We start from the raw sequence: 26222 nt of genomic DNA on the forward strand, positions 1-26222 counted from the left end.
TTACTCCGAATAGGTGTATTCTGGCGTCGTGATTTCTTCACCGGCGTCCGGGCCCAGTGCTTCGCGCAGCGCCACTATGGCCACTTCTATCTGGCGTTCGTCCGGTTCGTGCGTGGTCAGCATCTGCAGCAGCATGCCGGGGGCGCTCAGTATTCTGCCGGTAATGGTGCCCTCAAGCCGTGCTGCCACTTTGATTATTTCGTACGCCATGGCGCTGATGGGCAGCATCAGCAGCAGCTTGACTGCAATGATGAATGCATGCTTGGGCACGGTGCCTGCGGGTGTCCAGACCATGAGAATAAGCGGTACGAGAACCGTATGCAGTATGATGGATATGGACAGCACAAAAAGCAGAAACGTGGTGCCGCACCGCGGGTGCAGCCGGCTGCGCAGAATGGCGGAAGAGGGGGTGACCGGCCCGCCCTGTTCGTAGGCCCATATGACCTTGTGCTCCGCACCGTGATACTGAAACACTCTGCGGATATCTGGCACAAAGGATATGGCCAGTATATAGCCTATAAATATCAAAAACTTGAAAAGGCCGTCCCATATGTGGAACGAAACGCCTTCCACCTCGCCGGCCAGCCCCAGCCATGTCATGCACATGGTGAAAAGGTGCGGCAGCACAACGAAAAGCCCCAGTGCCATGGCAATGGAAACAGCCAGTGTGGCAACAAGATGCCACGGCTTGAGCTCTTCTTCCTCTTCGCCGCCTTCAGCTGCCTGCATGGCGGAAAAGTTGAGCGCTTTTATACCGTTGACCATGGTTTCCACCAGAATGGGAAAACCGCGGACCCACGGACGGGCGAGCCATGACGTGCGGGTAAGGCTGAACCACGGACGGCGTTCCACTACAATGGTGCCGTCGGGGCGACGTACAGCAATGGCAAGACGCTCTTTGCTGCGCATCATCACTCCTTCCATGACGGCCTGACCGCCGACGGTGGTGCAGGCGGAACGGGAAAGGAGCAGACGGCCGAGAGCGCCGGAAAAACGGCGGGTATTCTGTATCACGTTTTCCCCCGCGTGAAGCAGGCTAGGAATGCTTCTCCCCGGGAACACGCGTGCGCGTATGCCCGGGGAGGAAGAATCACCGACCGGCGAGGCCGGCAACCTCTTTGTCGGCTGGGAAAACGTGCTACTTGCTGAACTTGGCGTATTTTTTGCGGAAACGGTCAATACGGCCGGCGGTGTCCACAAAGCGCTGCTTGCCGGTGTAGAACGGGTGGCAGCTGGAGCAGATTTCCACGTTTACCACTTCACCCTTGGTGGAGGTGGTGTCGATTTCGTTGCCGCAGGCGCATACGAGTTTGGCCTTGTACACGGTGGGATGGATATTGTCTTTCATGAAAATTCTCCTTAACACGGGAAGTGCTGAACCGTTGCCAATACGCTTCTGCGGCGATGTTGGCAAGCTTTTTTCTTGAGCCCCCCACCGTGCTGGTGTAGTAGTCAGCGGCGTTCTGCACTGTTACCCTGTGCCGCGCACAGAGGTGGCGTGCAGATTTTTTCACGCAGCTGCGCCTGCAGCACCTAAGCCCGAAAACGATGATTGTCAAGGAAAGAGTATGCCCCGTAAGGAACGCGCAGATCAACTGGTTTATGAACAGGGACTGGCAGAAAGCCGCGAACAGGCCAAACGGCTTATCATGGCGGGCAAGGTGTATGTGCTGCGCCCCGGGGCAGAGCCTGAACCGGTGGGCAAGCCGGGCACGCGCTATGACGCCTGCTGGCATATGGAGCTGAAAGGTGTGGAGCGGTTTGTCAGCCGCGGCGCGTACAAGCTGCTTACCGCCATAGAGACATTCGGACTGGATGTGCAGGGTATGGTGGCGCTGGATGCGGGTGCTTCCACCGGCGGCTTCACCGACTGTCTGCTGCAGCACGGGGCGGCGCGGGTGTATGCCGTTGATGTGGGTAAAAACCAGCTGCACGAGCGCATGCGCTCCGACAGCCGCGTGGTAAGCATGGAAGGGGTCAACTTGCGGACGGCGCCGGACGATCTGCTGCCGGAACAGGTAGATATTATCGTGGCGGATGTTTCGTTCATTTCGCTTACGCTCATTCTGCCCGCCTGCCTGCGTTTTCTGCGCAAGGGAGGAGTGGTGGCTGCGCTTGTCAAGCCGCAGTTCGAGGTGGGAGCCGGTCAGACCGTCAAAGGCGTTGTGCGCGATGAGGCACTGCGCAGGCAGGCGGTGGACAAAGTGCTCGACTTTGCCCGCGACCAGCTGGGGCTGACCGTGCAGGGGGTGGTGCCTTCGGCCATCAAAGGGCCGAAGGGCAATCAGGAATACATCGCCTGCCTGCGGCTGCCATGATAACATTGCGGGGCCAGCTGCCTCGTCTTTGAGCCTCACGCCGGTTTTGCCGTATGATTCCTGCCATATTCTTTGATTGTCAGGCAGGAGGCGGCAATGCGTATCCGCAGTATAGCGACAGAGCTTTCACTGGTGGCCATTCTGTTGGTATCAGCGGCTCTGGCCGGTCTTTCCCTGTATGTTACCGGTTCCACCCACGACATTTCCTTTTCCATGCAGATGGACGGCATGATTCCAGACGGAAGCGGAAAGCCTGAAAGAGGCCATGGAGACGCCGGGCAGACAGACTGGCGGAATCCGCTGCCGCTGTGAATGATCTTCCGGCATGGCCGCATGCCTGCGCAAACTGATTGCCCAGATGCAGCAGGAATAGTATGAGTTTTTTGTCTCCTGCTGCAATACCGCCACGTTGCATCATGCTGCGTCATGCGCAGGAGGCCGGAGAACAGGTCGTTTTCTGTTTTTCGCGGCGGCCACCCTCCGGCGGCATCCGGGGTGGCGCGGACAGCATTTCCGACACACACATACAGCATGAATGAAGGAGAGAGGCATGATTTTCAAATCGCGGAAAACCCTGCTGGCTGCCCTTGGACTGGTGGCTTTGTTTCTTATTTTCGGTGCGTTTTCGTGCAGCAGTGACAGCACGGTGGAACGTACGCCCGAAGCTGCGCTGAAAGCCCTCAGACAGGGCAACGAACGTTTTGCAGCCGGCGAAGCTGTGCACCCCCGGACTGATGCCGCGCGTCTGGCGCAGGCCGGCACGGAAAGTCAGGGCGATCATGCATACGCCACAGTACTGGCCTGTTCTGACTCACGCGTGCCCGTGGAACGCCTGTTTGATGCCGGAGTCATGGATATTTTTGTGGTGCGTGTGGCCGGCAACGTAGTGCAGGGCGACGAAGCCGGTTCCATTGAATATGGTCTGGCCCATGTGAAAACCCCTGTGCTGGTGGTGCTGGGACATACCCAGTGCGGTGCCGTGACCGCCGTGACCGCAGCGCTGGAAGGACACGGTCATGCGCTGGAACGCAATATCCCCGGTCTGGTCAAGCCCGTCATTCCTGCCGTGCAGCAGGCCATGCAGGAACACCCCGATGTGCACGGTGCGGATCTGGTGCCCTTCGGCATTGAAAATAATGTCTGGCAGAACATCCGTAATCTTTTCATGCTGAGCCCCGCCACCAGAGATCTGGTAAAATCCGGCAAGGTGGCTGTTGTCGGAGCCGTATACGATGTGTCCACCGGCAATGTTGAATGGCTGCCCGCCGCCCGCGTGGATGAAATTCTTGCCGCAGTGGAAGCAGACCCCGCCCGTGCGATGGAAGCCATGGCTTCCGGGGCTGGCGCCGCACAGCCGGACCATGACGGCGCGCCCGCTGCTGCAGCAGAAAATGAACAGGCCGTATCCGAAGCTGAACACGCTGCTGATGCTGCAGAAGACGCCGCCGGATCTTCCGGTTCCGGCGCAGAGGTTGAAACCGTTGAAGCCGTTGAGGTTCCCGCAGCCAACGCCACAGACGCAGGCGAAGAGACCGTGACGCAGGAAGCCGCAGTGCCCTGCCCCGGTCAGATGGCCCGCGACACCATGGCCATTCATGCACAGGCTGCGCTGGAACAGGCTGAAATGGCGGGCAAGGCCGCACAGGTTGCCGCCGAAGCTGCCGCAAAGGCTGCCGAGGCCGCGGGAGAAGCCGCCCGTGCCGCCGAAGCCGCTGCACTGGCTGCACAGGCCGCTCAGGCGCAGCAGTAGCCCCGCCGGTTCCGTATACAGATAAAACGCCGGACTCCGCAGAGGAGTCCGGCGTTTTTGTGTCGTTCATGCCGCTGACAGCACGGGAATGGTCAGCCGAACACGCCGCTTTCGTGCAGAATTTTAAAACCAATACCCAGCAGCACTGCGCCGCCCAGTATTTCCGCATACCGCGAAAGCGCTGATGACGCGGCCAGTACTCTGCCCAGCTGCACACCTGCGGCGGTCAGCCCCAGACAGACAAGCCCGATGACCGCGGCGGGCATCCATATGGACAGCCCCAGCATGGAAAGTGTTACGCCCACGGCCAGCGCGTCTATGCTGGTGGCCACGGAAAGCATGATGAGCGACGTTCCTCTGGTGGGGTCGGCCATGCCGCATTCCGCGTCGTCGTGTTCAAAGGCTTCCTTGAGCATTTTCAGCCCGATGAACGCCAGCAGGCCGAAGGCTATCCAGTGCGCCCAGGCATCCACAAAGCTTCGTATGCCCTGTCCCATAAACCACCCCGCAATGGGCATGGCAGCCTGAAAAAGGCCGAAATGCCATGCCAGACGAAGCGTCTGACGGGCCGATACCGTGCGTAGTCTGCATCCGGTGGCCACAGCCACCGCCAGTGCATCCATGGCCAGCGCCACAGCCAGTGCAAGCAGTGCCGGTGTTTCCATCAGAACATCCTGTTCATGGAAAGCAGACAGCGCAGCAGAGCGTCTTTGTCTTCATCGGACAATCCGGCGCAGATTTCTTCTGTCAGCCGTATGTGCAGGCGGTCGTGTTCTTCAAATTCGGTACGGCCGCTGTCGGTCAGTTCCACCATGATGGACCGGCGGTCCGTCATGTGCGGGCTGCGCTGCACCAGACCTCTCTCTTCCAGCCTGTCCACCAGCACGGTCAGTGTGCCTGTGGTCACCCCCATTTTTGATGCCAGTTCTTTCATGCGCATGGCGCGGTGTATGCCCAGAATTTCCAGCGTGTGCATCTGGGGCAGGGTAAGCCCCTTGTCCCGCACAACGCAGTGCTCCCATGAAGAAAGCTTTTCATAAAATTCGACAATGGCGTGATTGAGGTCTGAAGAAGCAGTCATTATGCCCTGCCAGATATGCCGCAATGCCGGTGACAACGCGGTTTCTGTGTTGAATGTTAATGAAAATAGCTGAATACGCCGAAAAATACCGTCAGCGCACCGGCTGTGCGCATGATAAGCGGTTCCACCCACGGTCTGCGCAGGGTGCGCATCATGGTGGTCACCTTATAGATGGCAAATATGACAACGGCAAGGCTGAGACCGGTACCCAGTGCATAACTGGCAAAAACGGCCGTGCTGGCGCCGATGCTGCCGGAGTCGAGCGCGTATTTGTACATGATGGCCACTGTGGGGCACGGTACGATCATGTTCATGAAGCCGATGACAAACAGACCGGCCGCTCCTGCCTTTTGCCAGCGCGAAAGAGCCGGTGCGGAGCAGGAGCACGCACTGCTCCCGCGGCTGTGCCCGTGGTGGTCTTTCCCGTCATGTTCATGATGATGGGCATGATCATGGTCATGGTGATGTTCATGACCGTCCCCGTGCTCATGGCTGTGACTGTGCAGCAGGCCGGGTTTTATGATCAGCACCAGCCCCAGCACGACAAGCACCAGCGCCGTGACCGTGTCGGTCACTTCTTTGATATGCTGGGGAATACCGGCAGAAACTGCTCCCAGCGATGCCCCGATGGCCAGACATGCCAGTGCGGTGCCGCCGAAAAACGACGCGGTGAGCAGCGCAACACGGCTGCCTCTGTGTTCGCCCGCCACAAACGGGGCCAGCACAACCCATGAATGTCCGCAGGGGTTTACTCCGTGTATCAGGCCCAGAAACAGACTGCTTTGCAGCGCCACCAGAAAAATTGTGTCCATAGGTGTACCTTTGTAAGTTTTGTTTGGCTTTCAAAATGAATTGATATTAAAAAATTTGAAAGTCAAGACAAAATGGCAGCCACACAGGCGCGGCAGCAAGCAGAAGGAACAGTCCGCACAGGCACCATGCCCCCGGCTGGCGGGGAAAGTCCGGCTCCCACGCATCCGGAGAGTCCAGCCCTCTTGCCGCCACGGCCACGGTCTGGGCCCATGTTTTCTGGCTCATGACGCGCAGGGTGGCCTGCGGGATGAGCAGCCACCGGCGCACAGCCGTACAGCGGGGCGCACGCAGACGTATGGCCTGACGAACCTGCGCCACTGTTTTTTGAATAAGCGGAAGAAAGTGCACCATGAGGGCCAGAGACAGCGCTGCATGCCATGCCCGTCTCCCGAGCACGGGTTTCAGAAACCATGCCATGGCCAGTCCCAGAGAGCGGGGAGAGCCTGTCAGCGTCAGCAGCAGCCCTATGCCGATGAGCACCATCAGACGCAGAGCCATCAGGCCTGCCTGAGGCAGGGCTTCCAGCAGCCGGTCTGCTGCGGGCAGTGCGGTCGCCTGTGCCGCGGGGCCCAGTCCGGCAGTGTCTGCCGCCAGCTTTACGCCGGCCCATAACAGCACAAACCAGAGATACGGCCGGGCCATGGAAAATCCCGTGCGGGTGGCCGTGCCGGAAAAAAGAAACAGGGCAGCCACCAGCAGTGCATAGGCAGCCACGGCAAGGGGCGGAGCCTGCCACACCAGTACGCCCAGCGTGCCTGCGCAGAGCAGCCGGGCGCGCGGGTCCAGCCGGTAAAGGGGAATCTGCCGTGGAGGCGGGGTGTTGCGGTCTGTCTGCTGCTGAAGGTGCGGTGCCGGAAAAGTGTTCATGCGGTGTCCCGTCCGGGCAATGCGTTGCCGGTACTTGTCTGAGGTGAGCCGGAGGATATGCTGTTGTGCCGAAGCACGCAAATACCGGAGGATGACATGTCGTACCACAGCGGACTGCCCCAACAGCCTTACGGGGTCAAGCTTTTTGCGGAAAAGATACCGGCGGCGCATGCATTGCGGCCTTCCCGCACCCGTGACGCCGTTCCGGCACATGCGCACACCGGCGGTGCTGACGGTCTGCATATGCTGGCGGCTGCGGTACCGCAGCATGAGGGGGCGGAGAAAATCCGTCATGCCGCAGCGGACAGACCGCTTATGCTGTCCTGCGTGGCGGCCGGTTTTCCTTCACCGGCAGACGATTACATAGACAGACGGCTGGACCTGAACGAATATCTGGTGCGTAACCCCGAATCGACATTTTATGTGCGCGTCCACGGTGAATCCATGCGCGATGCCGGTATCTGGGCCGGAGATATTCTGGTGGTGGACCGTGCCGTGCAGCCTGCCACCGGCCGGGTGGTGATAGCCGTGCTGGACGGGGAACTGACCGTAAAGCGGCTTAAAAAAGAAGGAGACCGTCTGCTGCTGGTTCCGGAAAATCCGGATTACAGTCCCGTTGATGTCAGCGGGCGCGAAGATTTTTCCGTCTGGGGGGTGGTAACCTGTGTGTTGCACAGGGTGTGACCTGTTCAGGGCTTCGCGCCGGTGTGCTTACACTTGCGGCAGTACCGGCATGCAGCGCCTGTGCGTGAAGGAGGGACGGCTGTGGATGTGACCGTACTGGGCAGAGCTGCCTGTTCCCGCGTGCGGCATGACGGGGGAACACCGTCCGCACCCGCGGCACAGCGGCAGGGGCGTCCGTTGTATGCGCTTGTGGACTGCAACAGTTTTTATGTTTCCTGCGAGCGGGTTTTCAGGCCCGACCTTGTCCGCCGCCCCGTGGTTGTGCTGTCCAACAACGACGGCTGCATCATTGCACGCTCGGCAGAGGCTAAAGCTCTGGGTATTCCCATGGGGGCCCCGTGGTTCAAGGTGCGCAGACATGCTGAGTCCGCGGGGGTGACCGTGTTTTCGTCCAATTATGCCTTGTACGGTGATATGTCGTCACGCGTCATGCGGGTGCTGGAGCGTTTCTGTCCGGATGTGCATGTGTATTCCATTGATGAGGCCTTTATGCGGCTGGACAGCCTGATCATGCCGCCGGGTATGTCGCCGGAGCGGTATGCGGCGTGCCTGCGGCGCGAGGTGTACCGGCGTACAGGCATTCCCGTGTCGGTGGGGCTGGGCTGCACCAAGACTCTTGCCAAGCTGGCAAACAGGCTGAGCAAACAGCAGAATGCCGGAGCCCGGGCCATGGTGCCGGCGGCTTTCCGGTATGCCGGAGTATTCAACTTTGGAGCAGTGACAGATCCTGACGTTATGGATGCGTTGCTGGAAACGCTGGACGTGACGGATGTGTGGGGTGTGGGGGCGCGCCATGCGGGGCGTCTGCGGACATGGGGCATACGCACCGCGCGGGCGCTGCGTGATGCACCGGATGACAGGGTGCGCAGATACATGAGCGTGACCGGTCTGCACACCGTGCTGGAACTGCGCGGCATTTCGTGTCTGCCTCTGGATGATGCGCCGCCGTCGCGCAGGTCGGTTGTCTCTTCGCGGTCATTCGGCACACTGGTGACGCACAAGGAGCATATGCTCGAAGCTGTCACGGCCTATATGACACGGGCCGCCGAAAAACTGCGGCGCGAACAGCTTGAAGCGCACTGCGTGGGGGTTATGATCAGCACCCCGCGCCACGGCGGCGGGCCGCGCTATGCCGACAGCGCACAGGTGCAGCTTGCGGTGCCCACCAGCCATACGCCGCAGCTGATAGTCCGCGCCCGCGCCCTGCTGGAGAGTATATGGCGCGATGGCTACCGGTACCAGAAGGCCGGCGTGATGCTTTCGGGGCTTGAATCTGCGGTATCCCGTCAGGTTTCCATGCTGCCTGCCCTGCAGGGGACAGGGCGGGGACTGGAACGGGGAAGGCGGCTCATGGCGGCGGCCGATGCGGTGAATGCACGTTTCGGAAGGGGAACGCTGGAATACGCGGCGGCCGGTCTGGGAAGGCCGTGGAGCATGAAACAGGAACACCTGTCGCCCCGCTACACTTCGGACTGGAAAAAACTGCCGCTTGTGCGCTGAGCTTTTTTGGGGGAAGTTCCTACCTGACATGGCGTGTGCTGCCGTATACACTGTGCCGTCGCTGCGTACGGTGCGGCGGCTGCGCGGTGACTGCGCGGCAACTGCACGGCAACAGCACGGCAACAGGCAGGAGGATTGATATGTCCGTACCCGGAAAATGCGGCGGATGCGACGGCAGGGAGCTTACGCTGGCCGACGACGGTGTGTTCCGTTTCATCGTCTGCAGACGGTGCGGACGTATAGGGCCCAGTGCGACGGAACCGGAAGACGCCATCGAATTGTGGAACCGCTGCAGTGATGCGTTTTTTATGTATGACAAAGGACCGGAACCTTCGATTCCTGTACGGGAATATGCCGGCGGCGAGCGGCGGCGTTCGGAACGGTATGTTGTGGAGATACGGGCCGTCATGCGGCTGTATCCTTTTACCGGCGCTCCTGTGCCGGTGGTGGTAAAAAATCTTTCCATGTACGGCGCATATCTGGAAGTGGCGGAACAGGGGCTGGATGTCTGGCAGGTTCCCGATGGTACCCTGCCGTATTTCGAACTGGAAATGACACCTTCCGAAGCAGGGTTCCCCGCAGTTTTTCCCTGTAACGCCAGCCATGTAAGTGTCAAGCCTCCCCGTATTGCCGTGGGTACGAGTTTTGTACAGCAGGACGGCAGGCATCTGTATGTTCTGCGGCAGTTGCTGCGCGATGCGCCTTTGCTGCCCCGCGCTTCCTGACGACGACTTCTTTTTTTTCAGTAAATTTTCAGGCGGCCTGCTTTTGCAGGCTGCTTTTTTTATGCGCAGTGGGATATCCGCTGCGCGTTTTTATGCTGCAGCAGGCAGTTACGCGAAAAAGCCCGGAGCAGACAGTCTGCGCGAAAATATGCCTGCACAGCAGGGAGACAGCGTGTTCGCTGCTGCGTACATGTTGCGTATAAGCGGTATTCTGATGGTGTCATGAACTGTGAATCAATATGTGTGTATCGTTTATGCAGTGGCTGCACCAGTGGGGCATAAAAAATAATCTATGCACAGATGGCCAGTATTTATAAAAAAAATGTATATGTAACAATGTGCGGTTAGTATACAGTGGGCACCGCACCTTGGCAGATGCTGAGTGTATGCTTATTCACTATGCGGTGTCACTTTTGTGCTGCCGGTGAGACGGGGGGACCGTCCGCGCTTTGCGACGGTATCTGTCTTCCGCAGGGCCGGCGTTATTTGCCGCTGCTCTCAGCATGGTGAAATAATAATGTGAAACAGGGTTGTAGCAGGCGGCAGGCAGGCTATACTTGCATATTGGCCTGCTTGTTGCCGGTGCCGCGTGGAGTGCGGCGGCAGAGAGGGGCGCCTGATCCGGTTCTGCGGTCAGGCAGGAGCATGTGCTTTTTACAATGGGGCAATAGAATGAAGATGAATCTCAGGGCACGCTTTCTGGTGCCGACACTGACTATTCTGGTTATCGGCATGGGGGCCTCGGCATGGCTTACCCAGACATATTCCAAACAGGCGGTCACCGCGGCCGTCAACGCGCATATGACACAGGTTTCCGAATCTGTGGCCGGACTTATAGGCACCTGGGTGCAGGATGCCAAACGCGATCTTACGCTGCAGGCGCAGCGCGATGAGATTACACAGGCTTTTGCAGGTGGCGATATGAATGAAGTCACCCGCGAAATGCAGCAGTTTAAAAAGAACTACCCCGACTTTGACGCTGTCAAACTGGCGGACGCGGACGGAAATATTATTGCCAGCACCTACCCCCAAGAAGTCGGCAGGCTTGATATAAGCAGCCGGAAATACTTCAGGGGAGCCATGAACGGAACCCCTGTGGTTTCAGACGCGCTGAAAAGTCAGTTGACAGGTAACCTGATTTTTGTGGTGTCTGTACCGTGTATGCGTGACGGCCGAGTGGCCGGCGTCTTTCTGGGTACGCTGGAACTGGGCAGCTTTTCGGAACGCTTTGTGGCACCGGTAACCATAGGAAAGGAAGGCTACGCATTTATTATGGCCTCCGACGGTAACGTGCTGGCGCATCCTGATTCCTCGCTGCTGATGACCAATCTGCTGAAGCAGAACTGGGCCGGAGAAATGCTCAAAAACGATTCCGGCAAATTGAATCATGAGGAAAATGGCCGGTGGAAAGATGTTGTATATTCGCGGGAACCGGAAACCGGCTGGGTTGTGGGTGTCACCGCCTTTGAAGACGACATCTACTCTGCGGCTTACGAGCTTGCCGATATCGTGCGGGTCATATCCGTGGTTGTGGCGCTGCTTGTTGCCGGTGTTCTGTTCCTTATTGTGCGCAATATCGCGGGGGCCATGAGTGAGACCGCGGGATACGCCGGGGCCGTTGCCGAAGGTCAGCTGGACCATACACTGCGCGTTCAGCGGCAGGACGAAATAGGCGTACTGGCTGATGCGCTGCGTAAAATGGTGCAGAATCTCAAAAGCATGATTCAGACGGCGGAAGCCAAGACCATTGAGGCCGAGGAACAGAGCAGAAAAGCCAATGTGGCCATGCAGGAGGCTGAAGAAGCCCGCAAAGCAGCGGATAATGCCAAGCGCGAAGGTATGCTGCAGGCTGCCGCCCAGCTGGAGCACGTGGTTCTGTCACTTTCGTCGGCGTCGGAACAGCTGGCGGCACAGGTGGAAGAAGCGAGCCGCGGAAGCGATGTGCAGCGCGAGCGTACTTCTGAAACTGCCGCTGCCATAGAAGAAATGAATGCCACGGTGCTGGAAGTGGCCAGAAATGCGTCGGAAGCCGCAGGAAGTGCCGACAATGCCAGAAATAATGCCGAAGAGGGACAGGGGATTGTGGAAGCGGTTATCCAGTCCATCACCGAGGTGAAAAACCGCGCCACCAGTCTGAAGGAGAGCCTGAACACGCTGGGCGGCCACGCCGAGGGTATAGGCAAGATCATGACCGTTATCAGCGATATAGCCGACCAGACAAATCTGCTGGCGCTTAACGCGGCCATTGAAGCTGCCCGTGCGGGCGATGCCGGACGCGGGTTTGCCGTGGTGGCCGACGAAGTGCGTAAACTGGCCGAAAAGACCATGCAGGCCACCTCGGAAGTGGGCGCAGCGGTAAGCGCCATCCAGCAGGGCACGCGTGAAAACATTGAAGGAATGGACAAGGCGGGCGAGGCCGTTTTGAAATCGACAGAACTTGCCGGTCGTGCTGGCAAATCACTGGGCAGCATCCATTCCGTGGTGGAAAGCACCGCCGATCAGGTGCGCTCCATTGCCACTGCGTCGGAACAGCAGTCTGCCGCCAGCGAGCAGATAGCCCGTGGTGCGGAAGAAATAAACCGCATTGCGGCGGAAACGTCCGAGGTGATGACGCAGTCCAGCGAAGCGGTAAGCAACGTGGCCCGTATGGCTCAGGAACTGCAAAACGTGGTTGAGCAGCTTAAAAGACAGTAGCGCGAGCTGCGGCTGTCTGTGAAATATGAAGACTCCGTACCGGAGCACCGCAGGGTGGCCGGTACGGAGTCTTTTTTATGGCTGTGCCGCAGAGGGCGGCATCGGGTCAGTCGCTCTGCGCGCAGCAGGGGGTGCCGCCAGTTTCGGCGGCTTTCAGCTGACCGCAGGCGGCTTTGATGTCCGCCCCTTTGCTTTTGCGTATGATGGCCGTGACATGCTTTGACCACAGGTATTGCTCAAAAGCCAGAATGCGTTCTTCCGTGGGGGCTGCATAAGGGTCTGCCTCGTCGCCCGACGGGTTGTACACAATGAGATTGAGCTTTGCCTTGGTGCGTGAAACAAGCCGGACAAGCTGTTTTGCGTGCTCCAGCGAGTCGTTGACCCCGCCCAGCAGCAGATATTCAAAGGTTATGCGTTCACGCGTTTTCAGCGGGTAGCTCTGCAGGGCTTCAATGAAGTCATTCAGTTCCCAGCGGGCGGCTTTGGGCATGATGGTGCGCCGCAGTTCCTGCGTGGGCGCGTGCAGTGATACAGCCAGATAGGCAAGCCCGCTTTCGCCCAGCCTGCGCAGCCCTTCGGGGTTTACCCCGCAGGTGGAAACCGTGATGCGCCGCGGAGAAAACTGCAGTCCCAGTTCGCTGTTAAGCGTGTGCAGGCTGCGCATGATTTCGTCCAGATTGAGCAGCGGTTCACCCATGCCCATAAAGACAAGATTGCGCAGGATGGGCCGTTCGGCGACGTCGTTAAGATATTCGCGTGCCACCAGCACCTGCCCCAGTATTTCAGACATGGTCATGTTGCGTTCAAACCCCAACGTGCCGGTGGCGCAAAAGGTGCACCCCATGGCGCAGCCCACCTGACAGGAAAGACACTGGGTAATCCTGCCCTGTGAACCGGGTATGAGCACTGTTTCCACCAGTGCGCCGTCGGCAAGACGCAGCAGAAATTTTGTGGTGCCGTCCTGACTTTTGCTGGTTGTGACCACCTCTGGCCAGAAAATGCGGGCGTGTTCTTTCAGCTGTGCGCGGGTCTGTTTCGATACATTGGTCATCTGGTCAAAATCGCGCACATATTTGTTCCACAGCCACTGCCATATCTGGCGGGCGCGGAATTTTTTTTCGCCGAGCTTTTCCACCAGAAAAGTTTCAAGCTCTTCAAATGTCAGGTTCAGAATATCGACCATGACTGTTTCTCCGGTGAGTGGAATGGCTGACGCACAGGCGCTGCCGCGGCCCGGCGCGCTGCGGCACGACGGGAAAGGCAGCAGCCCGCGGTAAAAACGGGCGGCGTCGACAGGGGGAATATAGGAAGAAGGGCCGGAAGGGGAACCCCTCCGGCCCTGATTTTTTTATCGGGGAGCGCGTTCACTGTACGTTTTGACGTACTCGATGGCTTCTTCCATGCTGGTCACCTCACCCGTAACCTGCGCTTTAAGCAGCGCATCGCGGATAACCCCCACATAGGGGCCGGGCTTCAGACCGGTGAATTCCATGATTTCGTTGCCGTTCAGCAGCGGTTCCAGCATCTGCTCGGGGGTTTCGGCACGTTCAAGGTACTTCATATTGTGGTTGAAGTGCGTGTAGTTGCCGTCGCGGGCTTTAATGTCGGCTCTGGCCATTTCAATCAGGCGCGGGTATTCATCCAGCGCCTTGAACCGGCGTATACCCTTGTCGGTGAGCATGAAATGGAAACGCATGTGGTTGCGCACCAGATGGCAGATAAGGTCGACATCTTCCGGCAGAAAGTGCAGCCTGCGCAGAATTTTGCGTGTGACTTTGGCACCGATGCGGTGGTGCTGATAGAATGTCCATTTGCCGTTGTAGTATTCGGCGGCATACAGTTTGCCCACATCGTGGAACATGGTGGCCACGGTGCCCAGCCAGTCAAAGGGCAGTTCTTCGGGGTAGCGGCGCATGCATTCTATGGTGTGGTCGAGCACGGTCTCTTCGCCTGCCTCGGGCGTGCGCAGGTGGCGGATGCGCGACAGTGCGGCCAGTTCGGGAATGAGTCCGTGCAGCAGCATGGAGTCAAACATCAGCTGGACGAACTTGTACATGTTTTCGGCTTCCACCTTGCGCCATTCGTCCATGATTTCCGTTACCGGCACATAGTCTAGAATGCGGCTTGCACTGCGTACTATGGCCATCCACGAGTTGGGTTCGATGGGCAGGTCGAAGTTGGCGGCTATGCGCATGGCGCGCACACCCAGTACGTAAGAACGGCGCAGGGTTTCGTCGGGCACGCCCTCAAAGCGTATGTCGCCCTTGGAAAAATCGTCAAAGCCCTGATATGTTTCCGCCGAGCTGGGAATGAACGGACAGGCCAGCGAGGCGGGCAGCGTACCTTTTGCCTCAAGGCGGCGCAGCATGGTGGGGGTCACACGGGCAAGTGTGGCTTCCGGATGCGAAGAATCATCAGTGTCGGTGTGGTAGAAGCGGAAAAGGGTTCCCCCTTCGCGCAGGGTGCCCACCACGCCGTCTTCGCCGGACATTTCAAGACCGGGAAAAATCTTGCCGAGCTCCACATAACCGGGCTCGCACGCGATGTCTATTTCAAGGCAGTCCTGATCGAGAATTTCGGACTGCAGCTGGGTGTTGACCACGTAGGCGTCGTACCCGTTGCGCATTATGGCCTTGCAGATGCCTATGGCATCCTTGAAGGGCTGGGTCATTCTTCCTCCTTATGCATACGCCGGCTTTCGGCGGAAAAGCTGTTCGTTCAGCCAATGCATTTCAAGCTAACCGTGCGTTGTCAAGCCGGAACCGCCCGAAAGGCATTATTGCGGTCATGCTATTCTGTGACCGCCCATCCAGTGGGATGTCACCTTACCGGTAAGCTTCCACCCGGTAAAGGGCGTGTTTTTGCCTTTTGAATGCATCGCCTCAGGGGTCACAGTCCATTCATGCGCAGGGTCGAACAGGAAAAAATTTGCAGGGTCGCCCGCCGTGAAGCGGTTTACCGGCAGACGGAACAGGCTGCCCGGAGCATGGCACCACAGGCGCACCATGTCGGCTTCGGTCAGCAGGCCTTCCTGCACCAGACGCCATGTCAGAGCCACCGCCGTATCCAGACCGGAAATGCCGTTGGGCGCTTCATCCAGCGGGGTATCCTTTTCGTGCGCGGCATGCGGGGCGTGGTCTGTCACCAGTATGTCTATGGTGCCGTCAGCCACGGCACGGCGCATGGCCGCCACGTCGTCGGGGGTGCGCAGCGGCGGGTTGACCTTGGCTGCTGTGGAGTACTGTTCCAGTGCCAGATCGTCCAGCAGCAGATAGTGCGGGCAGGTTTCGGCCGTTACTCTTACGCCGCGCTGCTTGGCCCACGCGATAAGCTCCACGGACTGACGGCAGCTGATATGTGCCAGATGGACCGGAATGCCCAGATATTCGGCCAGCAGAATGTCGCGGGCCACCTGTACCGATTCGGCCACCACCGACTGTCCTTTGACTCCCAGGCGTCCGCTGGTCACCCCTTCGTTCATGTGTGTGCCGCGCGCCAGTGAAGGATCTTCGCAGTGATCGATGACTATTTTACCGAAGTCTGCGGCGTATTCCATGCAGCGGCGGAACATTTCGGCACCGCCCACCGGCAGTCCGTCGTTGGAAAAGGCGACGCAGCCCGCGGCGGCCAGTTCGCTCATGGGGGCCAGTTCTTCGCCTTTCAGTCCTTTGGTGGCGGCACCCACAGGATGCACGCGCGGGCCGTGGGGCCATGCCTTGCGGGCGCGTTCCAGCATCAGCTCGGTCACACTGCCCTGATCGTTGACGGGACTGGTATTGGCCATGGGCAGTACCGCCCCGAATCCGCCGTGCGCAGCGGCTGCGAGTCCGGAGGCAATGTCTTCCTTGTACTCAAAACCGGGTTCGCGCAGGTGCACGTGGCAGTCAATAAAACTGGGAAACAGTATCTTGCCCGCCGCGTCCACAGTTTCGGCGTGCTGCGGCGCGGGGGCCGCCCCGTGTTCGCTGACGGCGGCAATGCGTCCGCCCGATACGGTGACATCCACCGCGCGTCCGGAAAGAAGCGCGCCCGAAACAAACAGTGTGCCGGAAATATGATCAGACATCAGCGGTCTCCCGTGTCTTTGCGGGTTGCATGAAGAAACAGAATGGCCATGCGTGTGGCCACGCCGGAAGCCACCTGGTCAAGCACCAGACTCTGGCCGGCGTCGGCAAGGGCGGACGAAATTTCCACACCGCGGTTCATGGGGCCGGGGTGCAGCACCCTGGCACCGGGGGCTGCATGCTGCATATGGTTCAGGTTCAGGCAGTAGCGCGAGGCATACTCGCGCAGGTCGGGCAGCAGACCGGCCTGCTGGCGTTCCAGCTGCAGACGCAGCGCCATGACTGCATCGACCCCCTGAACGGCTTTGTTCAGATTGTCAAAGATTTCGACGGGCCATGTGTCGGCGCCTGCCGGCAGCAGGGTGCGCGGCGCGCACAGGCGCACTCTGGCACCCATGCGGGTGAGCAGATGCACGTTGGACCGTGCAACACGGCTGTGGGCAATATCGCCCAGAATAAGCAGAGTCTTGCCTTCAAATTGTCCGTTCCATGCGCGGTTGAGCGAAAATGCGTCAAGCAGCGCCTGTGTGGGGTGTGCGTGCCAGCCGTCGCCCGCGTTGACCACGGCGCATTCCAGCCGTTCGGCCAGAAACTGTGCCGCCCCGCTGGAGGTGTGGCGGATGACGATGACATCCGGCGACATGGCCTGCAGGGTCAGCGCGGTGTCTTTCAGGCTTTCGCCTTTGACCAGACTGGATCCTGATTTGGCCAGTGAAAACGTGTCGGCTGAAAGGCGTTTTCCCGCCATGTCGAACGATGTTTTCGTGCGGGTGCTCGGCTCCGCAAAGAACAGCACCACGGTTTTTCCTTTCAGGGTGGGAACCTTTTTTACAGGGCGCTGGTTTATTTCATGAAACTGTCCGGCAAGGTCCAGCAGATGCCTGACTTGCTCACGGGAGAGTTGCGTGACGTCCAGCAGATCTTTGTGGGGCCAGATGAATCGTTCTTGGTCTTGCATTGTCTTCCGGTCTCATTGCGGGATACATGTCCCGGTTCGTGCCTGCTCAGGCGGGGCAGAGGTCGTCGGGCACTACGGCCCATCCGGCGGCCATGCCCGGGGCAAGCGCTCCCAGTCTGTTCAGGCCCAGAGCCTGAGCGCCGCCGGCTGTGAGCATGAACAGCAGATTATCGGGGGCTGCTCCGTGCCGGTCGCGCAGCGCGCGGGCCTCATTCCACAGGTTCAGGTCATGGTTCGAGGCCAGACTGTCCGTGCCCAGACACAGCAGCAGTCCGGCCTGTATAAAACTGTTTACAGGGGCATCACCCGAGCCGATGGCGCTGTTGCTGCGCGGGCACAGACAAACGGCCGTGCCGCTGCGGGCAAGGGTCTGGATGTCGTGCCGGTCGCAGTGCACGCAGTGGACGGCCAGCGTACCCGGACCCAGCAGCCCCAGCGCGTGGGCATGGCTGACAGGCGAACAGCGCGGCGGGGTGTAGTCTGCGGGCAGCACCCGTACGGAAAGCAGATCCCTGAATGCACCGGTACCGGTAGCCAGCATTTCCACTTCGCCCTGATGCTCTGCCAGATGCATGGAAAAAGGCATGTGGTGCGCGCGGCACCAGTCTTTTGCCTGCCGCAGCCGTTCGGGATGGGTGGAATACAGGGCGTGTCCGGCAGGAGCGCAGCATGCCTGCAGCACGGCCTGAGGCAGCTGTGCTGCCGCATCAGGCAGGGCAGGAGCGCCGGACGCGGGCGGCATATGCCCGAACCATTCAAGCAGCAGGTGGTACGAAAGACCGGCCTGCTGCGCGCAGCGTGCCACCAGCGCCGGAGCGCGGCTTGTGATGTCTGCCACGTGTACTGTGCCCGTGCGGTGCATGAATGCCGTGGCATTGAGCACGGCCTCTTCCTGCGGTGTCATATCCTGCCGGATCATGTGCCCGACCCAGCTGGTGAATCCTTCTCCCAGCAGGGTTTTGCCGTGCAGATGACTCAGTTCCAGATGATTGTGGCAGTTTATCAGGCCGGGAACCAGTGTAACCGGCCCCAGATCGTGCAGCGGTATGCCCGCGCGGCGGACAAACCGGCTGTGGGGTTCCACACACAGAATGGTGTTGTCGCGCACAATAATAACCCCGTCTTCGAAAACGGGACGGGGTGTTGAAGCAAAACCTGAAAATTGCTGATATTGCGGAGATATACCGGATGAAAACGGTGTGGCGGCAGCGGCAGCCAGCCGCTTTTCGGTCATGGTTATGATGCGTTTCGCCCGGAAAGCGGTAGGTTTCATCACCGGAAAAGCCTTGTTCATCCGTAGATTGCAGACAGGGACAGGCCGGACGCGGATGATCGTGACGGCATGTGCTGCGCAGCAGAGTACGCTGTTGCGCGAAGCTTGTACACTGTGCGGGCAAAGACGTAAAGCGCGGGGCGGCAGAACGCGGAAAAACAGAGCCGTGCACTGCGGCATGTTTGTGTGTCATGCCGCATGGTTTTGCCGTTGCCGGATGCCTGTGGCTGCAGATTATTTTTTGCCGCCGGAGTATGTGTGTGTTTCATCATGTCCGCTGTGCAGGCGTCTCCGGACCGGCGCAGGTGCATGGCGCACGTGGTGGCGGGGGTTGCCGTAAGCGCCGCTGTGCCCTAGATACCCTGTATGCGAAAGGAACTGTGCATTATACACGCCAACTGTCAGGGCGATCCGCTGGCGCGTCTGCTGTTGTCCTGCGACGCCTTCGCCCGCAGGTTCGAAGTGCGCAAATATACAAATTTTCAGCGGGAGCAGATTCCGGACCGCGAACTGGAATCCTGCCGGCTGTTTCTTTTTCAGCATCTGGGAGAAAAGTGGGCGGAGCAGGCTTCGGCGCATCTGCTGCACCGGCTGGGACCCGCGGCCGAGGTGCTGCGTCTGCCCAACATGCTTTTCAAGGGATACTGGCCGTTGTGGACCAGCCGCAGTCCCAGCGAATTCGGCGATGTATACCTTGATCATCTGATTGATATGGGGCTGGAGAAAAAAGAGATTCTGTACGTGTATCTGCACACGGACCTGACAGCGAAGTACGATCTGGACGCCATGCTGCGCGAATCGCTGGCCGTGGAACGTGCCAAGGAAGAGGAAACCGTGGTGCGTACCGTTGATCTTGTGGAGTCGTTATGGCGTGGGGAGCTGCTGTTCAACACCATAAACCATCCGGGCCGCAGGCTGCTGCTGCATGTGGCCGGAGGCGTGCTGCGTGCCCTAGGTTTTTCGCAGCTTTCAGCTGACGTATGCGCCGGATTTGCCGACCCCTATCCCGAATTCATCCTGCCGGTGCATCCTCAGGTGGCGGCGTTTCACGGGCTGGCTTTCGGGGGAGAAGACTGGCAGTACCCCGTCTTCGGCAGGCAGAAAACATTTGCCCGGTATGCCGAGCATTATGTGGACTGCCGTCTGCTGGGGCTGGAAAGCCTGAGCGCGTATCTGCATCTGGTGTGAGCCCCGTTGTATAGTTGCCCCGTTGTACCGTTGTGACGTTGCACCATGCGGCGGCAGCGTCGCGTCTAGGGCACATCCACCAGCGCTCCGGCATAGCCCACCACACTGTCAGTCTTTCCTGTTATATCTCCGGATGTGGCATAGCGTGTCAGGCGTGCGCCCGTGGCGCCCAGCAGGCGGCAGGCTTCCAGTGCCGCGGTCATGGGCAGCACGCCGCACATGGAAATGCGCTTCTCGCGCACCGTTGTGTACAGCCCCTGCGGGTTCAGAGCGGTAACCTGTTCCAGCGCCATGGCGTCAAGGCGGCGGGCTTCATCCTGTGGCAGAAAGTGCGTCATGTCCGAACTGACCACCATGGCTATGCGGTTCTGCCTGCCGGGGTCTGCCGTCTGAGCCGCACGGCGTATGATCTGCGCCATTGCGGCGCCTGCGGCAGTAAGCACCGCCAGTGACGGATCGCCGATGGATACAGGCACAATACGTACGCGGGGCACGCGGAACTGCAGAAACGGCAGAACGACCTCCAGCGAGTGCTCGGCACTGTGGGCCAGCGTATCAGGCCGGGCCGGCGCGCAGAGCGCGCAGAATTCGGCGGCCAGCGCATTGTCCACGGGTACATCACCCAGCGGGGTGCGCCAGACGCCTTCCGGCCAGACGGCAATGCCGGATCCCCTGCCGGTATGGTTGGGGCCCAGCACAAACAGCGTCTGCGGCAGCATGGCCTGCGCCAGAGTGCAACCTGCCACCGCACCCGAAAATACATAGCCCGCGTGGGGCACCATGGCGAGCAGAGTAGGCTTCTGCGGCGGTGCGGCAGCTTCGTCCAGATATGCCCGCAGCATGCTTTGCAGTTCGGCGGGCGAATCGGGGTAAAAGCGGCCTGCCACTACCGGACGGCGTATGTGCTGTGCGTCCTGCTGCCCGGATGCGGTGCTGCCGGTGGTGTTCATGAGCTTTTTCCCTCTGCACCCGCGGGTTACAGCCTTCCCGTGGGGGAAAACTGGGCCGCGTCCTGTGAAAGTTCATGGGTTCGCAGTTCCGAAGCGGCCATGCGGCCGTACAGCGACTGCGGGTTGTTGTCCCGCAGTTCGGTCAGAATGGTGCGCCACTGCTCAACGTCTGAAGTCTTTTTATACAGCCGTGCCAGACGGTAGCGCAGTGCAGGATAGTCCACGTCGCCCGGTTTCACATGTTCGGCGTACTGTTTGGCCCAGTCCAGCGATTCCCGTGCTCTGCCGGAGCTTTCGGTGATATCCATAAGCAGGCTCAGCAGGTCTTTGATTTTTCCGTTATCCGCCTGTGCCGGATTTTTTTCGGCCATCTCGGTAAAATTGCGCAGTGCTCCCTGTGCCAGTTTGTAGGCTTCACCAAGATCGCGGCGCTTTTCGGCATCGCGCGCAAGAAAATACTGGGTGTAGGCTTCCTGACTCTGGGGTACATCCTGATCCGTCTTCAGGCGTTTCCACAACGCCGTGGCTTCTTCGGATTCTCCCGTGTTTTCCATGGCCAGAGCACGGGCATAATCAAGCTGGCGCTGCGCTTCCGGATTCAGTTCCCACAGCTCGGTGCGTTTTGCCAGATCTTTGATGTCGTCCCACTGTTCGTGCTGCAGGTATATGGAAAGGGCCAGATTGAGAGCCATTTCGCTGTACCTCGGCACTTTGAGTCCGCGGAAAAACGGGTCGATGATTTCCAGAGCCTTGGCCGGATCACCCCGTTCAGACATGCTCATGCCCAGAGCGATACGGCTTTCCGGAGTCAGCTCGCCTTCCTGCCCGCGCACGATGGGAAACTGATCCCATACCTGCATTATCCGCGCGTAGTTGTTCTGGTCTATGTTGTCGGCCACCTGAATGTTAAAGGCTTTCATGGCCACTTCACGCGCACGGGGCAGCAGCTCGCCCGCGGGGTATTTTTCGGCAAAGTCCGTGGCGGCTGCCATGGCTTCGGGGTACTGCCTGTTCCACAGATACCACATGGCCAGCTTGACCTGTGCCAGCGGCGCAAGATCACTCTGCGGGTGTTCGTTGATTATTTTCAGGTAGATATCCCGAGGACGCAGAGAAAACGGCCTGTCAAACACGGTGAACATGTCACCGATGCTGGGGGTGTCGTATATGCCTTCCTCGGCCAGACGCATGAGCGAGATCAGACCGCCGTCCCTGTCGGGAAATTTGCGCGCCGCCTCTTCATACACTTCACGGGCCGCATCGGTTTTGTCCTGCCGCAGATATATGTCGCCCAGCCTGGCCAGAATCAGGTCGGCCTCTTCACCGTCGGGATCGATGTTATAATATGTCCAGTAATGGATGCGGGCTTTTTCGTACTTCTGCATGCGGTATGACACATCGCCCATCATGTTCAGAAACGGCGGGTACTCCACATAAAAACGCGGCCAGCGTTTTTCGATGTAGTCCACAATCTGGTACGCCTGATCATAATAGCCCAGACGGTAGAGCGCACGGGCCAGCCCCACGGACGATTCGCGGACAAAACGGGAATCCGGATGGTTCTGCACCACAAACTGGAACTGGTCGGCGGCTTTCTGGTACTGGCCTTTATTGAAAAAGTGGTCGCCCCAGTAATAGTAGATGAGCGGAATATTCTCATCGTCGGGGTGTTCGCGCTTCAGTATGTTGAAATATGCTTCCGCCTCGCGGATGTTGCCTATCTTCAGGTTGATAAGCCCCATACGCAGCAGCGCGCCGGGGATGCGTTCGGAAGACAGGTTGTAGTTCATGGCCTCGGTCAGCGCGCTGGTGATGGTGTCGTAACTGGCCAGCAGGTCATCTTTTCCGCGCGAATACAGCACGTCGCTCAGCAGGTAGAGCATTTCCTCCTGCAGTTCCGGCTCCAGATCATTGCGGCGGCGCAGCTCCTCCAGAGTTTCAAGTGCGGTCTGCTGGTCGCCGTTGTTCATGGCGGCCTTGGCCCTGAAAAGCAGCTCGGCCGAAGTGGGCGGCGGGTCCACCGGGTTGCCGTCTTCGTCCACGTAGACGATTTCTTCCTGCGGGGCGGCCTTTTCCGTGCCGGAAACTTTTTCAAGCTCGCGGGGGGGCACCTGTACCGCATCACCTGAAGGGGCGGTGACACTGCCGGTGCTGACATCCGGCGCCGGAGCCTCGGGATAGGGCGGCGCTGTGCGTTCTTCCTGCGATATGGTACCGCCTGCGCTGTCACCCTGCGCCGCGGGCAGCGCAGTATCCGTCACGGGCTGACGGGCTGCGGGAGCGGCCACAGGCGGCTGTGCGGTTTGCGGTGGGGTGCTTTCCGCATTGTCTGCCTGCAGGTTTTGTGCGGCAGATGGCGCGGGTGCAGCCCCCGCCTCGTCAAGGTACGGCCCCGTGGCGGGGCCGATGACGCCGCGTACGGTATTTTCTGCCGTCTGCGGGGGAGCAGTGTCGTCCTCTGCAACGGGCAGCACTTCCACAGGCAGGGTCAGTTTGGGCGGTACCGGTTTCCATGCTTCGGGCCCGCCGGTGTTGATGCGCGAGCGGAATGTGTACGGCACGGAAAAAAACGGCTGAGGAGCCTGTTCCTGTGTCCGCGTACCGGCGGAAGGAGCCTGTCCGCCCTGTTGCTGCATTTCCGTCGGCGTGGCGTTGACGGGTGCGGGGCTGCTCTGCGGCGTGGCATTACGGCCGGAAAGTCCGTTTTTCAGCTGGTCGTTAAGTTCGCCGGAAATTTTCTGTGCGGCTTTGATAAGGTTGTCGGCGGCTGCCTGCAGGGCGGGGCGGTCGTCCAGTGTTTCCTCCGCTACCGGTGAGGAAGGGGCGGCAGCTGCCGGCGGCTGCACAACAGGGGTGCGGGCAGTGCCGGACGGGGCTGTGCTCTGCTGTGCCGCAGGCGGAGTCAGCGCGCGTCCTGCGTTGCCGGAAGAGTTGCGGGCCGATGGTCTTTCTGCCGGAGAGGGCGAGGCGGCGCGGGCCGCCGGACCGGCTGGAGATGCGGTCTTTCTGCCCTGTGCGGCGGCCGCGGCAGCGGGAGGCTGTTCCGCGGGGGCGGCTTGTTCCGCCGGGCGCCAGCGTGTACCGACAGGGTCTGCAAAAAAATCGATGACAAGCCTGTTGCCCTGCCGGGGCAGCACTATGTAACCGAAGGCATCTGTGCGTGTGGCAATGGATATGGTGTTGCCGGCGCTGCGTACCGTGCCGAGCAGCGCTGCGCTGTCCGTGGCGGGGCTGCCGGCGCTACGGCTCAGCGTTTCGGGTGCGGGCAGCAGTACTGTGACGGTGCGTCTGCCGGTGCGCGAAACGGCGGCAGGGCCTACCGGCCTGTCCAGCTCTATGACCAGCCGTTCTTTTTGCGGGTGGGCGCCCCAATACCACGAAGCGGCCCTGCCTGTGGCGGGCAGAAGCAGGACAAGCCCCAGAGCGGCTGCGAGAAGCCGGATGATACCGGCGGAAAAGCTGCTGCGAATCACACCTTTCTCTTTTGCCATATTCCGGACCGCAGGGGGCGGGTGCCGGATTGTGTGCAGCGGGCTGCGGAGGTTGCCGGTCTGCCGCGCTGCCAGTGCAGGGATGCAAAAGGCGTGCAATGACCGGAGGATGATGCCGCAGCGTCTGCCGTGTGCCTGCCGTCGCTGCGGGCCCGCGGTATTCGGTCAGACGGCGGGGGCTGCAACCGCCGCCTGCAGCCGGATATATGCCGGCGGCGTAATAACGGCCGTGTGCCGGAATTATTTGTCCAGCTGACGTTTTTTCAATTTTTCGATGAGGGTTGTCCGCTTTACCCCCAGTATTTCAGCGGCCTGATTTTTGACGCCGTCCGCTTTTTCCAGTGCTTCCAGCAGCAGGCGTTCCTCCACGGTGTCTATGAACTGTTTCAGGTCCATCCCGCGCTGCTGCATGTCTTCGATGCGCGGCCACGCAAAGCCTTGCGGTGCCGGCGCGGGGGCCGGTTCGGGCACTTCGGGCAGCTGTGCCACATCTCCCACTGCGTCCAGAATTTTGCGGGGCAGGTCGTGGGGGCGCACGCTGTCTTCGTCGCACAGTATGCTCAGCCGCTCCATGAAGTTTTCCAGCTCACGCACGTTGCCCGGCCACGGGTAGGCCGCCAGAATGCGCCGGATGCCGTCGTCCAGCCGGAGAGCCGTGCGTCCTTTGCTGCGGCAGAATTTGCACAGGAAGTGCTCTGAAAGCATGAGAATGTCCGCGCCGCGTTCGCGCAGCGGAGGCAGGTGCAGCGGAATGACGTTGAGGCGGTAGTACAGGTCTTCGCGGAACCGGCCTTCGCGGACTTCTGTTTCCAGATCGCGGTTGGTGGCCGCCACTATGCGTACATCGACTTTGCGGGTGGCTGTGGCGCCGACGCGCTCGATTTCTTTTTCCTGCAATACGCGAAGTATCTTGACCTGCAGCGTCAGGTCCATCTCGCCTATTTCGTCCAGAAAAATAGTGCCGCCGTCCGCCACTTCAAAGCGGCCGGGACGCGTGCGGATGGCGTGGGTGAAGGCTCCCTTTTCGTGTCCGAAGAGTTCAGATTCGAGCAGCTCGCGCGGAATGGCGCCGCAGTTTATGGGCACAAAAGGTTTGTCCGCGCGCTGGCTGTTCATATGCAGCGCACGGACAAGCAGCTCTTTACCGGTACCGGATTCTCCGGTGACCAGCACTGTGCTGTCGGTGGGTGCCACTTTGGCGAGTACGCGAAAAAGATCTCTGAGCGAAGAGCTTTGCCCGATAATGCCGGCTGTCTTTAGCTCCATTGAGCCTCCGAACCCGCATGACTGCTGCGGGGAAATGGTATCACAGGTATCACATCGATGCGTGTCAAAAATATGACGCAAAGTCAACCCAAATCAGAAAAAATCACGGGAAGCCGGAGGGCTGGAACAAGGGACCGGAAAGATCAGACCATTTCGTCGATGAACGTGCCTGTCATTTCGTCCTGCGCGCGTATGGCCGCCGCGTTGGCTTCGTAGGCGCGCTGGTTTTCCATCATGGTCACGCTTTCACGCACCAGATCGGTGTCGCTGGGGGCTGCCGGTTCCTGCGCGCCATGTGTCTCTGCATTGAGAGCCTGCTCGCGCCGCAGTTCGTCCATGGCCTGAGACTCTTGCCTGCGGCGGATGTCGGCCACCTGTACGCCCTGATCCTGCGGGCCGGTTTCCAGAACCACTTCCCGCGATCTGAAGCCGTCGGTGGATGCATTGGCAATGTTGTCGGCAGTAACCGCCTGACGCATGGAAAAGGCGTTGAGCGCCTGAAGATTGCTTTCTATCCGCATGGCTCTGCCCTCCTTTGTGCAGAGTATAGCCACGGCTCTGCAGTTTGTCGATGCGTCTTATGCAGCCCGTTGATTATAT

General features: G+C 59.8%; 23 protein-coding genes. 8 read left to right on the plus strand and 15 right to left on the minus strand.

The genetic code is table 11. The features are described 5' to 3' along the window. Nucleotides 1-924 (minus strand): DUF1385 domain-containing protein, encoded by a 924-nt coding sequence (locus tag H586_RS0114755; RefSeq protein ID WP_148204249.1) that lies wholly within the window; start codon nucleotides 922-924, stop codon nucleotides 1-3. Between the two features lie 214 nt (nucleotides 925-1138). Next, nucleotides 1139-1348 carry a 50S ribosomal protein L31 gene (gene rpmE, locus H586_RS0114760; protein ID WP_011368751.1) on the minus strand — a complete coding sequence of 70 codons (210 nt, stop codon included), beginning with the start codon at nucleotides 1346-1348 and terminating at the stop codon, nucleotides 1139-1141. 220 nt (nucleotides 1349-1568) lie between these two features. On the opposite strand from rpmE, the gene H586_RS0114765 reads away from it, so the two are divergent. The 3 genes from H586_RS0114765 to H586_RS19455 all read left to right on the plus strand — a co-directional run bounded on the left by H586_RS0114765 (nucleotide 1569) and on the right by H586_RS19455 (nucleotide 4068). Then, a complete protein-coding gene (locus H586_RS0114765; RefSeq protein ID WP_011368750.1) occupies nucleotides 1569-2318 on the plus strand; it encodes a TlyA family RNA methyltransferase in 750 nt (249 codons plus the stop codon). 96 nt (nucleotides 2319-2414) lie between these two features. After that, nucleotides 2415-2630, plus strand: a complete 216-nt coding sequence (locus tag H586_RS0114770; RefSeq protein WP_027182433.1) for a hypothetical protein — start codon at nucleotides 2415-2417, stop codon at nucleotides 2628-2630. 238 nt (nucleotides 2631-2868) lie between these two features. Continuing rightward, complete coding sequence (locus H586_RS19455) at nucleotides 2869-4068, plus strand: carbonic anhydrase (protein ID WP_081701869.1); 1200 nt, start codon at nucleotides 2869-2871, stop codon at nucleotides 4066-4068. Nucleotides 4069-4160: 92 nt separating this feature from the next. Here H586_RS19455 and H586_RS0114785 read toward each other — a convergent pair whose 3' ends face one another. Genes H586_RS0114785 through H586_RS19465 form a run of 4 tightly spaced genes read right to left on the minus strand, consistent with a single transcriptional unit; the run spans nucleotide 4161 to nucleotide 6829 of the window. Beyond that, the gene (locus H586_RS0114785; protein ID WP_011368747.1) at nucleotides 4161-4733 is read right to left on the minus strand and encodes a manganese efflux pump MntP; all 573 of its coding nucleotides are present in this window, start codon (nucleotides 4731-4733) and stop codon (nucleotides 4161-4163) included. Beyond that, nucleotides 4733-5149 (minus strand): MarR family winged helix-turn-helix transcriptional regulator, encoded by a 417-nt coding sequence (locus H586_RS0114790; RefSeq protein WP_011368746.1) that lies wholly within the window; start codon nucleotides 5147-5149, stop codon nucleotides 4733-4735. Before H586_RS0114790 ends, H586_RS0114785 begins: the two co-directional genes overlap by 1 nt. Before the next feature lie 56 nt (nucleotides 5150-5205). Beyond that, nucleotides 5206-5961 carry an urease accessory protein UreH domain-containing protein gene (locus H586_RS0114795; protein WP_027182434.1) on the minus strand — a complete coding sequence of 252 codons (756 nt, stop codon included), beginning with the start codon at nucleotides 5959-5961 and terminating at the stop codon, nucleotides 5206-5208. A 46-nt stretch (nucleotides 5962-6007) separates the two neighbouring features. Next, the gene (locus H586_RS19465; RefSeq protein WP_011368744.1) at nucleotides 6008-6829 is read right to left on the minus strand and encodes an energy-coupling factor transporter transmembrane component T family protein; all 822 of its coding nucleotides are present in this window, start codon (nucleotides 6827-6829) and stop codon (nucleotides 6008-6010) included. A gap of 96 nt (nucleotides 6830-6925) precedes the next feature. On the opposite strand from H586_RS19465, the gene H586_RS21180 reads away from it, so the two are divergent. From H586_RS21180 to H586_RS0114825, 4 genes are all read left to right on the plus strand, one after another. Then, a complete protein-coding gene (locus H586_RS21180; RefSeq protein WP_337955204.1) occupies nucleotides 6926-7513 on the plus strand; it encodes a LexA family protein in 588 nt (195 codons plus the stop codon). Nucleotides 7514-7594: 81 nt separating this feature from the next. Beyond that, complete coding sequence (locus H586_RS0114810) at nucleotides 7595-9013, plus strand: Y-family DNA polymerase (RefSeq protein WP_234702975.1); 1419 nt, start codon at nucleotides 7595-7597, stop codon at nucleotides 9011-9013. A 140-nt stretch (nucleotides 9014-9153) separates the two neighbouring features. After that, nucleotides 9154-9738 carry a hypothetical protein gene (locus tag H586_RS0114815; protein ID WP_011368741.1) on the plus strand — a complete coding sequence of 195 codons (585 nt, stop codon included), beginning with the start codon at nucleotides 9154-9156 and terminating at the stop codon, nucleotides 9736-9738. A 672-nt stretch (nucleotides 9739-10410) separates the two neighbouring features. Continuing rightward, nucleotides 10411-12432, plus strand: coding sequence for a methyl-accepting chemotaxis protein (locus tag H586_RS0114825; protein ID WP_027182438.1), 2022 nt, complete (start codon nucleotides 10411-10413; stop codon nucleotides 12430-12432). A gap of 106 nt (nucleotides 12433-12538) precedes the next feature. Here H586_RS0114825 and rlmN read toward each other — a convergent pair whose 3' ends face one another. The 5 genes from rlmN to H586_RS0114850 all read right to left on the minus strand — a co-directional run bounded on the left by rlmN (nucleotide 12539) and on the right by H586_RS0114850 (nucleotide 18727). Continuing rightward, a complete protein-coding gene (gene rlmN / locus H586_RS0114830) occupies nucleotides 12539-13615 on the minus strand; it encodes a dual-specificity RNA methyltransferase RlmN (RefSeq protein WP_027182439.1) in 1077 nt (358 codons plus the stop codon). A gap of 165 nt (nucleotides 13616-13780) precedes the next feature. Next, nucleotides 13781-15103, minus strand: a complete 1323-nt coding sequence (locus tag H586_RS0114835; RefSeq protein WP_011368738.1) for an HD domain-containing protein — start codon at nucleotides 15101-15103, stop codon at nucleotides 13781-13783. 114 nt (nucleotides 15104-15217) lie between these two features. Continuing rightward, a complete protein-coding gene (locus H586_RS0114840; RefSeq protein WP_027182440.1) occupies nucleotides 15218-16498 on the minus strand; it encodes a dihydroorotase in 1281 nt (426 codons plus the stop codon). After that, nucleotides 16498-17454, minus strand: coding sequence for an aspartate carbamoyltransferase catalytic subunit (locus H586_RS0114845; protein WP_027182441.1), 957 nt, complete (start codon nucleotides 17452-17454; stop codon nucleotides 16498-16500). Before H586_RS0114845 ends, H586_RS0114840 begins: the two co-directional genes overlap by 1 nt. 46 nt (nucleotides 17455-17500) lie before the next feature. After that, nucleotides 17501-18727 (minus strand): amidohydrolase family protein, encoded by a 1227-nt coding sequence (locus tag H586_RS0114850; protein WP_011368735.1) that lies wholly within the window; start codon nucleotides 18725-18727, stop codon nucleotides 17501-17503. Nucleotides 18728-19093: 366 nt separating this feature from the next. Here H586_RS0114850 and H586_RS0114865 point away from each other — a divergent pair, with 366 nt between their 5' ends. Further along, on the plus strand, nucleotides 19094-19915 hold the full coding sequence (locus H586_RS0114865) for a WcbI family polysaccharide biosynthesis putative acetyltransferase (RefSeq protein WP_011368734.1): 822 nt from the start codon (nucleotides 19094-19096) through the stop codon (nucleotides 19913-19915). A gap of 65 nt (nucleotides 19916-19980) precedes the next feature. On the opposite strand, the gene amrB is transcribed toward H586_RS0114865, so the two are convergent. The 4 genes from amrB to H586_RS0114885 all read right to left on the minus strand — a co-directional run bounded on the left by amrB (nucleotide 19981) and on the right by H586_RS0114885 (nucleotide 26143). Further along, nucleotides 19981-20865 (minus strand): AmmeMemoRadiSam system protein B, encoded by an 885-nt coding sequence (amrB, locus tag H586_RS0114870; RefSeq protein ID WP_051364047.1) that lies wholly within the window; start codon nucleotides 20863-20865, stop codon nucleotides 19981-19983. 26 nt (nucleotides 20866-20891) lie between these two features. Beyond that, nucleotides 20892-24338, minus strand: coding sequence for a tetratricopeptide repeat protein (locus H586_RS0114875; protein WP_155891406.1), 3447 nt, complete (start codon nucleotides 24336-24338; stop codon nucleotides 20892-20894). Between the two features lie 258 nt (nucleotides 24339-24596). Beyond that, nucleotides 24597-25622, minus strand: a complete 1026-nt coding sequence (locus H586_RS0114880) for a sigma-54 interaction domain-containing protein (RefSeq protein ID WP_011368731.1) — start codon at nucleotides 25620-25622, stop codon at nucleotides 24597-24599. A 143-nt stretch (nucleotides 25623-25765) separates the two neighbouring features. Then, nucleotides 25766-26143: a flagellar basal body rod C-terminal domain-containing protein gene (locus H586_RS0114885; RefSeq protein WP_011368730.1), complete on the minus strand. Its 378-nt coding sequence runs from the start codon at nucleotides 26141-26143 to the stop codon at nucleotides 25766-25768. Nucleotides 26144-26222 lie beyond the last annotated feature (79 nt).

Source organism: Oleidesulfovibrio alaskensis DSM 16109 (assembly GCF_000482745.1).
In the GTDB taxonomy this organism is placed as follows: Bacteria; Desulfobacterota; Desulfovibrionia; order Desulfovibrionales; family Desulfovibrionaceae; genus Oleidesulfovibrio; species Oleidesulfovibrio alaskensis.